This is a genomic window from Streptomyces sp. NPDC057543, from assembly GCF_042801895.1.
Taxonomy (GTDB): domain Bacteria; phylum Actinomycetota; class Actinomycetes; order Streptomycetales; family Streptomycetaceae; genus Streptomyces.
Genome location: NZ_JBHVFF010000069.1, coordinates 21,153 through 30,816 on the forward strand (window position 1 = coordinate 21,153; position 9,664 = coordinate 30,816).

At 69.2% G+C, this 9,664-nt stretch carries 6 protein-coding genes; 2 read left to right on the forward strand and 4 right to left on the reverse strand.

The window, feature by feature from the left end:
* Window positions 1–79 precede the first annotated feature (79 nt).
* The 3 genes from ACFU8Q_RS14675 to ACFU8Q_RS14685 all read right to left on the reverse strand — a co-directional run bounded on the left by ACFU8Q_RS14675 (window position 80) and on the right by ACFU8Q_RS14685 (window position 5,379).
* Complete coding sequence (locus tag ACFU8Q_RS14675) at window positions 80–1,555, reverse strand: Gfo/Idh/MocA family protein (RefSeq protein ID WP_384452775.1); 1,476 nt, start codon at window positions 1,553–1,555, stop codon at window positions 80–82.
* A 307-nt stretch (window positions 1,556–1,862) separates the two neighbouring features.
* Window positions 1,863–4,814 (reverse strand): FAD-binding and (Fe-S)-binding domain-containing protein, encoded by a 2,952-nt coding sequence (locus tag ACFU8Q_RS14680; RefSeq protein WP_384452778.1) that lies wholly within the window; start codon window positions 4,812–4,814, stop codon window positions 1,863–1,865.
* 121 nt (window positions 4,815–4,935) lie between these two features.
* A complete protein-coding gene (locus tag ACFU8Q_RS14685) occupies window positions 4,936–5,379 on the reverse strand; it encodes a MarR family winged helix-turn-helix transcriptional regulator (protein WP_384452781.1) in 444 nt (147 codons plus the stop codon).
* Between the two features lie 143 nt (window positions 5,380–5,522).
* Between ACFU8Q_RS14685 and ACFU8Q_RS14690 the strand changes: the two genes are divergently transcribed.
* A complete protein-coding gene (locus ACFU8Q_RS14690) occupies window positions 5,523–7,328 on the forward strand; it encodes an ABC transporter ATP-binding protein (RefSeq protein ID WP_384452784.1) in 1,806 nt (601 codons plus the stop codon).
* A 382-nt stretch (window positions 7,329–7,710) separates the two neighbouring features.
* Window positions 7,711–8,559, forward strand: coding sequence for an endolytic transglycosylase MltG (gene mltG / locus ACFU8Q_RS14695; protein ID WP_384452787.1), 849 nt, complete (start codon window positions 7,711–7,713; stop codon window positions 8,557–8,559).
* Window positions 8,560–8,571: 12 nt separating this feature from the next.
* Here the strand turns inward: mltG and ACFU8Q_RS14700 are convergent.
* On the reverse strand, window positions 8,572–9,664 hold a 1,093-nt coding region (locus ACFU8Q_RS14700), incomplete at its 5' end, for an NAD(P)-binding domain-containing protein (protein WP_384452790.1).

Sequence of the window (9,664 nt, forward strand, 5' to 3'; positions counted from 1 at the left end):
GAAAGCACTGCGGGGCCCGGACCGGCTCAACCGAACCGGTCGGGGCCCCGCATTTACCCTCATCCCTCGCGTCGGCCGGTCAGGCCTTCCCCGGACCCTCCGGATCCTTCGAATCCATGCCGGAGCGGGCCTTCTTCCACTCACCGCGCGTGAAGTCCGGAATCTGCTGCGGCGCGCCCTTCGCCTTGATGGACAGATGGCTGAGCGGCACGGGTGACGTCCACGTCGCCGCGTCGTACACATCGAAGTCAGGGACGAGACCGAGCCGCATGCACTGCATCAGCCGGAACACCAGCATGTAGTCCATGCCTCCGTGACCGCCCGGCGGGTTGGCATGCTCCTTCCACAGCCAGTGGTCCCACTGCGTGTACTTCGAGAAGTCGCCCCAGTTGTCGTCGGTGTGGTCGGGCTCTATGTAGATACGGGCCGGATAGTCCTCGAAGACACCCTTCGTACCGCCCAGGCTGTTGATCCGCGAGTACGGATGCGGAGTGGATACATCGTGCTCCAGCCGGATGACCCGTCCCTTGGCGGTCTGGACGAGACTGATCGTCCGGTCGCTCTCGATATAGGTCTCCTTCCAGCTCGGATCACCGGCCGGCATGTGCTTCTTGCGGTACTCGGCGAGCCCCAGGGACGGTGAGCCCACACTGGTGATGCTCACCGCACGGTCGCCACGGTTGATGTCCATGTAGTTGGCGACCGGACCGAAGCCGTGGTTGGGGTAGAGATCGCCGCGCAACCGGGTGTGCCACAGCCTGCGCCAGGGCCCTTCGTAGTACCCCGGATCGAACATCAGGCCGCGCAGATCGTGGTTGTACGCGCCCGCGCCGTGCAGCAGATCGCCGAAGAGCCCGGCATGCGCCATGCGCAGTACCCGCATCTCGTTGCGCCCGTAACAGCAGTTCTCCAACTGCATGCAGTGGCGTCTGGTGCGCTCCGAGAGATCGACCAACTCCCACAGCTGGTCGAGCTGGAGAGCGATGGGACACTCCACGCCGACATGCTTGCCGTTCAGCAGGGCGGTCTTCGCCATCTCGAAGTGGAAGTCCCAGGGCGTCGCCACATAGACGAAGTCGATGTCCCCGCGCTTGCAGAGATTCTGGTAGTCGTCCTCGCCGTTGGTGTAGACGGCGGGGGCCGGCTGACCCGCGGCGGTCACCTTCGCGGCCGCCCGTTCCGCCTTGGCCTTGACCGGGTCGCAGACGGCGACGACCTGCACGCCGCCGACGGCGAGAAAGAGGTCGATCATGCTGCCACCGCGGTTGCCCAGGCCGACCAGGCCGACCCTTACGGTGGAACGCCGGTCGAACGGCACCCCCACCATGGTGCGCCCCTGGCGCTTCGGGGCGGCCGCCTGATCCGGCTGTGCCGCGCCGGCGGCCTCCGGGTTCCGGCCGGGGGTGGCGGCGGCCGCGGTGCCGCTGGCGAGACCGCCGAGTCCGATCCCGGCACCGGCCACCGTGGCGGTCGTCCACAGGACCGAGCGGCGGCTCACCGAGCCGTCTTCGCCGTCCCGCGTACCGTCGTCGTTCTGCTGTGCTGCGTCGTTCATCGATCCTCCAGAAGGGGGGTCTGACGTGCGCGGCTGTTGAATGAACCTCGGTAAGGACCCTGGTAGTTGGTGTTGCTGATGCGCAAGGGGAGTGATTGGACTCCTGTGCCGAAACCATGGACTTTTGTGGGCATGCAGAAGCCGGGCGTGCTCGGCATCCGAGCCCGCCCGGCGATTGGGTACAGCGGCCTATGGTCCAGGGAAGCCCGGGGTGGCCCGAGGCAGTGGGCAGTGCTTGGCAGTCCGGGACAGGATGATCGGTACCGTCAGGCGACCGAGGGCGGGGCGGTCGCCGGACGGTCCGAGATCAGCGCACAACGGCCCCCGGCCGCGTCGCGCGCTCCAGCTCCATCAGCACCGAGTAGTACGAGTGCCCCGTGGCCCGGTCCATTCCGATCTCGCACATCCGGTTGGCCGAGAGATACGCGTCGTACTCGCGCGCGTTCACCTCGGCGGCCTCCTTCGCCGTTGCGGAGGCAGTCAACTCCTTGTGCAGCATGCCGCGGTCGCCCGCGAAGGCGCAGCACCCGGCGTCGTCGGGGATCACGACCTCCTCCGCACACGCCTCCGCGACCGCACGCAGCTGATCCACGTCGTTCAGATGCTGCATGGAACACGTCGGATGCAGGACCGCCGAACTGATCTTCCGGAGGACGGTCAGCTCGGGAAGCAGTTCGTCGGCTGCCCAGACGAGGGAGTCGACAATGGTCAGCTCCCGGTGCAACTCCCGGTTGTCGTCGGTGAGATACGGCACCACCTCATGGGCGATGCCCAGCGTGCACGACGAGGCGTCGACGACCAGCGGCAGCTTTCCGCCCGCCGTCCAGCCCCAGGCCGCCGCCACGATGCGGTTGGCCATCACGGCATTGCCTTCGTCGTACCCCTTGGAGTGCCAGATCGTCGCGCAGCACGTGCCCGCGACATCGTCCGGAATCCATACCGGCTTTCCGGCGCGGGCGGAGACGGCGACGACCGCCTGCGGCAGCGACGGGCCACGATGGCCCTCGGGCCCGCCGAAGATACGGTTCACACACGCCGGGTAATAGACCGCGCTCGCCCCGACACGGGAGGTACGGGGCAGCTTCCGGGCGGCGGCACCGGGGATCTCGGGCAGCCACTCGGGCACCAGATCGGGGCGTACGGCCTTGCGGGCGAGCCCGGTGATGGTCTCCAGCGGCCCGTCGCCGAGCCGGTCGCCGATCCGGTCGGCCGCGGCGACCGCGACCCGGGCCGCCGCCTCCACCGCCTTGAAGTTCTTCGCCGTGAGTGCCGCGATGCGCTCCTCGCGCGGCGAGTGCCGCTGGTGGCGGAAGTCCTTCATCATGGCGCCGGTGTCGATGCCGACCGGACAGGCCAGCTTGCAGGTCGAGTCGCCCGCGCAGGTGTCGACGGCGTCGTAGCCGTACGCGTCGAGCAGCTGCGCCTCCACCGGGGATCCGCCGGACTGGCGCATCATCTCCCGCCGCAGCACGATCCGTTGGCGCGGCGAGGTGGTCAGATCATGGCTGGGACAGGTGGGTTCGCAGAAGCCGCACTCGATGCAGGGGTCGGCGATCGGCTCGACCTCGGGGATGGTCTTCAGCCCGCGCAGATGGGCCTTGGGGTCGCGATCGAGGACGATGCGGGGCGCCAGCACCCCGTCGGGGTCGATGATCTGCTTCGTGCGCCACATCAGCTCGGTCGCCTTCGGACCCCACTCCAGCTCCAGGAAGGGGGCGATGTTACGGCCGGTGGCGTGCTCCGCCTTCAACGAGCCGTCGAAGCGGTCCACGGTCAGCCGACAGAAGTCGTCCATGAATGCGGCGTAGCGATCGACGTCGGACGGCTTCGCCGCGTCGAAGGCGAGCAGGAAGTGCAGATTGCCGTGCGCCGCGTGACCGGCGACGGCGGCGTCGAAGCCGTGCTCCGCCTGAAGCCCGAGCAGCGCCTCGCAGGCGTCGGCCAGCCGGGAGGGCGGCACCGCGAAGTCCTCGGTGATCAGCGTCGTACCCGAGGGCCGGGAGCCGCCGACCGCGGTGACGAATGCCTTGCGGGCCTTCCAGTAGCCCGCGATGGCCTTGGCGTCGCGGGTGAACTCATTGGTCACCGACGCCACGGGGGCCACCAGGTCGAGTCCTTCGACGACCGCTGCCGCCGCCCTCTCGTAGGCCTCCTGGCCCGCCTCGTCCGGAGCCCGGAACTCCACCAGCAGCGCCGCGGTTTCCTTGGGCAGTTCGGCCCAGTCGGCGGGCACGCCCTGGACGCTCACCGACGCGCGCAGCGTATGGCCGTCCATCAGCTCGACGGCGATCGCCCCTGCCTCGTTGAAGCCGGGCACGGCGGCCGCCGCCGCGGTCAGCGAGGGGAAGAACAACAGGGCGGTGGAGACGCGGCGATCCAGCGGCAGGGTGTTGAAGACGACCTCGGAGATGAAGCCGAAGGTGCCCTCGGAGCCGACCATCAGACCGCGCAGGATCTGCACGGGTGTCGAGCCGTCCAGGAAGGCGTCGAGCCGGTAGCCGTTGGTGTTCTTGATCTCGTACTTGGTACGGATCCGGGCGGTGAGCCCGGCATCCGCCTCGATCTCCGCCTTCAGTGCCAGCAGCCCCTCGCACAGCCGCGGCTCGGCACGGGCCAGGTCCTCGTCCGCCGCGGGGTCTCCGGTGTCGACGACCGTACCGCTCGGCAGTACGAAGGTCAGGGAGGAGACGGTGCGGTACGAATTGCGGGTCGTCCCCGCCGTCATTCCGGAGGCGTTGTTGGCGACGACCCCGCCGATCGTGCACGCGATGGCGCTGGCCGGGTCGGGGCCCAGCAGCCGGCCGTGCCGGGCGAGGGTGGCGTTGGCGCGCAGGATCGTCGTCCCGGGCCGGATACGGGCCCGCGCGCCGCCGTCCAGGACCTCGATGCCCGTCCAGTGGTGGCGTACGTCGACGAGGATGTCCTCGCCCTGGGCCTGGCCGTTGAGGCTGGTGCCGGCCGCCCGGAAGACGACCTCGCGGCCCTTGCCGTGCGCGTACGACAGGATCGCCGAGATGTCGTCGATGTCCTCCGGGACCACGACGACCTGGGGGACGAACCGGTAGGGGCTGGCGTCGGAGGCGTACTTCACCAGGTCGGAGACCTTCCACAGCACCTTCTCCGGGCCCAGCAGGTCGATCAGCTCGCCGCGCAGCGGTTCCGGCGTCCCCGGAGCCTGCCGGTCGGGGACCCGGTCCACGGACGGGGTGCGCACCGCAGTAGGGCGGAGTGCTTCCGGCTTCGGCTCCAGCAGTGGCATGTCGAGCTCTCCTCGGCGGTTCTGTACTTGTGTGTTCGTGCGGTTTGCGCTTGTACGGTTCGGTTCTGACGGCGACGGCACGCACGCGGCACCCATCGGGCGGGTGCGCGTCCCCGCCGGTTCAGCAGCGGCGCTCCGGCATTCCGTTGACCAGGGCGGACAACAGCCCGCCGAGCACCTCGCGCTGATCCGCGGTCAATGGAGCCAGGATCTCCTCTGCGGCGGCCCGGCGCGCGTCGCGCAGCGACCGGAGGGTGGCGAGACCGTCCTCGGTGATCTCGATCCGGACCACCCGCCGACTGTCCGGATCGGGGGCGCGGCGCACCCGGCCACTGGCCTCCAGGCCGTCGACCAGGCTGGTCACGGCGCGTGGGACGACGTCGAGCCGCTGCGCGAGATCGGCCATCCGGGGAGGGCCGTCGTAATGCGCGACGGTGCGGAGCAGCCGGAACTGTGCGGGAGTGATACCGATCGGCTCCAGCTGGCGGCTCTGAATCCGCTGGAGTCTGCGGGTCACCCGCAGCAACTGCTCGGCGAGCACGCCATCGGCGTCGGAGGAGTCCATGGCCGAACAGTATCAGGACCTTGTGCATTGTGAGTATAGGTAACAATGAGCTATGCTCTCAAAAGCTTCGAGTCCCCGGATTTCGAGTTCCCGGATGCGAGACGAGTTGCCGTACGCCCGACGCACGCCTGACGAAGGAGCCCATGAAACCCGACGAAATCACCTGGACACCCCCGCCCCGGGACGGAAGCGGCCCGCCCGCGCAGCTGCGCCGCATCCTGCGCCTCTTCCACCCCTACAGAGGCCGCCTGGCCCTGGTCGGACTGCTCGTCGGCGCCTCGTCGCTGGTGTCGGTCGCCTCGCCGTTCCTGCTGCGCGAAATCCTGGACACCGCCATCCCGCAGGGTCGTACGGGACTGCTGTCGCTGCTCGCCCTCGGCATGATCCTCACCGCCGTCATGAACAGCGTCTTCGGAGTCCTGCAGACCCTGATCTCCACCACAGTCGGCCAGCGCGTCATGCACGATCTACGCACCGCCGTCTATGCCCAGCTGCAGCGGATGCCGCTCGCCTTCTTCACCAGGACCCGCACCGGCGAGGTGCAGTCCCGTATAGCCAATGACATCGGTGGCATGCAGGCGACCGTCACCTCCACCGCGACGTCACTGGTCTCCAACCTCACCGCGGTCTTCGCCACGGTCGTCGCCATGCTGGCGCTCGACTGGCGGCTCACCCTCGTCTCGCTCCTCCTGCTGCCGGTCTTCGTCTGGATCAGCCGCCGGGTCGGCCGTGAGCGGAAGAAGATCACCACCCGGCGGCAGAAGCAGATGGCGGTCATGGCGGCCACGGTCACCGAATCGCTCTCCGTCAGCGGCATCCTGCTGGGCCGGACGATGGGCCGGGCGGACTCCCTCACCCAGGGTTTCGCCGAGGAGTCCGAGAAGCTGGTCGATCTCGAAGTGCGCTCCAGTATGGCCGGGCGGTGGCGGATGTCGACGATCGGCATCGTCATGGCCGCCATGCCCGCCGTCATCTACTGGGCAGCGGGCCTCGCCCTGCAGTCCGGCGGCCCCGCCGTCTCCATCGGCACGCTCGTCGCCTTCGTCTCCCTCCAACAGGGCCTCTTCCGGCCCGCCGTGAGCCTGCTCTCCACCGGCGTGCAGATGCAGACGTCCCTCGCGCTCTTCCAGCGGATCTTCGAGTACCTCGACCTCGAAGTGGACATCACCGAGCCCGACAACCCCGTCCGGCTGGACGAGATCCGCGGCGAGATCCGCTTCGAGGGCGTCGACTTCAGCTACGACGAGAAGAGCGGTCCGACCCTGAGCGGCATCGATGTGACCGTTCCGGCCGGCGGCAGCCTGGCGGTCGTCGGCCCCACCGGGTCCGGCAAGTCCACGCTCAGCTATCTGGTGCCCAGGCTCTACGACGTCACCGGCGGTCGGGTCACGCTCGACGGCGTCGACGTACGCGATCTGGACTTCGAAACCCTGGCCCGGGCCGTGGGCGTGGTCTCCCAGGAGACCTACCTCTTCCACGCCTCGGTCGCCGACAACCTGCGCTTCGCCAAGCCGGACGCGACCGACGCCGAAATAGAGGCGGCTGCCCGTGCGGCGCAGATCCACGACCACATCGCCTCACTGCCCGACGGCTACGACACCCTGGTCGGTGAACGCGGCTACCGCTTCTCGGGCGGCGAGAAACAGCGCCTGGCCATCGCTCGTACGATCCTGCGCGACCCGCCCGTCCTCGTGCTCGACGAGGCGACGAGCGCCCTTGACACCCGTACGGAATTCGCCGTGCAGGAAGCGATCGACGCGCTTTCCGCAGGGCGCACCACCATCACCATCGCGCACCGTCTCTCCACCGTCCGCGACGCCGACCAGATCGTGGTCCTGGACGGCGGTCGTACCGCGGAGCGCGGCAGCCATGACGAACTCCTCCACCAGGACGGGCGCTACGCCGCCCTGGTCCGTCGGGACACCCAACTGGCGCCCGCGACAGGCTGATCGGCGGGTTCGGGCGTGCCCCGCCGAGGCCGTACACGCGGCGACGCCGCCGCTCCCGTGGGACGGGGAGCGACGGCGCCGGGCGAAGCGGTGGTCAGACGAGCCAACCCACGAAGTGGACGATGCCGGCGAGCAGGTTGGTGATGAGGTTCATTCGGTGTTTCTCCTTGTGCATGGTGCATCTGCGGGACAGCGCAGTCGCGGTCTGCAGCCCGTCGCTTGCGCCCTGTAATCATCATCCGCCACAGGGGAGTTGAGCAACGAATGGCGAAACGATCACGCGTTCCAGCGAACACCCGATCCCGTGTTCGTGTGTTCTGTTCGTGGGCGTGGGGTCGTGTCGTCCAGGTTGGCATTCCGGACAGCGGGATAGCGTGCCCGCATGGTGAACCAGTCCCCTGACACCCCGCCCCGCCGCACTCTCCACCCGACCCGGCGCGGCCGTCTGGTGCTGCTCATCGGCTTCGTCCTCGCCCTCGCCGTGGCGGCCGCCGTCCTCGTACCCCTGCTCCTGCGGGGGCCGAAGGTCGAACGGGTTCACCCCTTGGTGGTCCCCGAGGGCCGGCGGGCGTCCCAGGTGTACGCCGCGGTCGACAAGACCCTGGCCGTCGCACCCGGCACCACCGAGAAGACCGTCGGCACGGCGGATCTGCCGCTCCCGGCCGCCGCGAAGGGGAATCCCGAGGGCTACCTCTTCCCGGCGACGTACCCCATCACGTCCGACACCACCCCGCAGAGCCTGCTCAGGTACATGGCCGATACGGCGGTCGAGCGCTTCGGCGCGGACCACATCACCGCGGGCGCGCAGCGCAATGGCGTCTCGGTGTACCAGACGGTGACGATCGCGAGCATCGTGCAGGCGGAAGCGGACACCGAGCGCGACATGGGCAAGGTCGCCCGCGTCATCTACAACCGGCTCGACCGGGGCGTGCCGCTCCAGATGGACTCCACGCTCAACTACGCGCTGAACCGAAGTACCCTGCACACCACCACTGGCGACACGAAGATCGACAGCCCCTACAACAGCTACGAGCGCAAGGGCCTGCCGCCGACACCCATCGGGAACCCGGGGGAGCAGGCGATGGTGGCGGCGATCACGCCCACGCCCGGACCGTGGCTGTACTTCGTCACGGTCGCGCCGGGGGACACCCGCTTCACCAGCAGCTATGCGGAACAGCAGAGGAACGTGGAGGAGTTCAACCGCAGGCGCCGCAGCGCGTCCGGGGGCTGAGCACCCGCAGGATCACACGGCGGCGGACGCGAGCGCCTCGTCCGCCCCCGTCCCCGTTCCCGTCTCTGCCTCCGCATCGGTCCCGGTCCCGGTCTCGTGCAGCAGGCGGGTGATTGCACGCACTGCGGCCCGCCCGGCCCGGTTGGCCCCGATCGTGCTGGCGGACGGCCCGTACCCGACGAGATGGATGCGTCCGTCCCGTACGGCCCGGGTGCCGTCGACGCGGATGCCACCGCCGGGCTCGCGCAGTTTCAGCGGGGTGAGGTGATCGATGGCGGCCCGGAATCCCGTCGCCCACAGGATGACGTCCGCCTCGACCGTCCGGCCGTCGTCCCAGGCGACCCCGGTCGGCGTGATCCGCTCGAACATCGGCAGCCGGTCGAGCACCCCTTCCTCACGGGCGAGCCGGACCGCGTCGGTGAGCGGCAGCCCCGTCACGCTCACCACACTCTGCGGTGGCAGCCCGCGCCGTACCCGCTCTTCCACCATCGCCACGGCGGCCCGCCCCCGGTCCGCGTCGAACGGCCCCTCCCGGAAGACCGGCGGCCGACGGGTCACCCAGTACGTCTCGGCCGCCACCTCGGCGATCTCCATCAGATGCTGCGTACCGGAGGCACCGCCACCGACCACCACAACGCGCTGCCCGGTGAACTCCGCCGGCCCAGGGTAGTTCGAGGTGTGCAGTTGCCGCCCCCGGAAGCTCTCCTGACCCGGGTAACGCGGCCAGAACGGCCGGTCCCAGGTGCCGGTGGCGTTGATCAGGGCGCGGGTGGCGTACGTACCCTCGGACGTTTCGACGAGCAGCCGTCCGCCATCGCCCTCGCGCACGGCGTTCACCTCGACCGGCCGGTGAACCCGCAGGTCGAAGGTGCGCTCGTACGTGTCGAAGTACGCACCGATCACCTCGGAGGAGGGTCTGCTGTTGTCGGCTCCGGTGAGTTCCATGCCGGGCAGCGCGTGCATGCCGTGCACCTTGCCGTACGTCAGCGAGGGCCAACGAAACTGCCAGGCGCCGCCGGGACGCGGGGCGTGGTCGAGCACGACGAAGTCATGGTCGGGCTCCAGACCGGCGCGCCGCAAATGGTAGGCGCCGGACAGTCCAGCC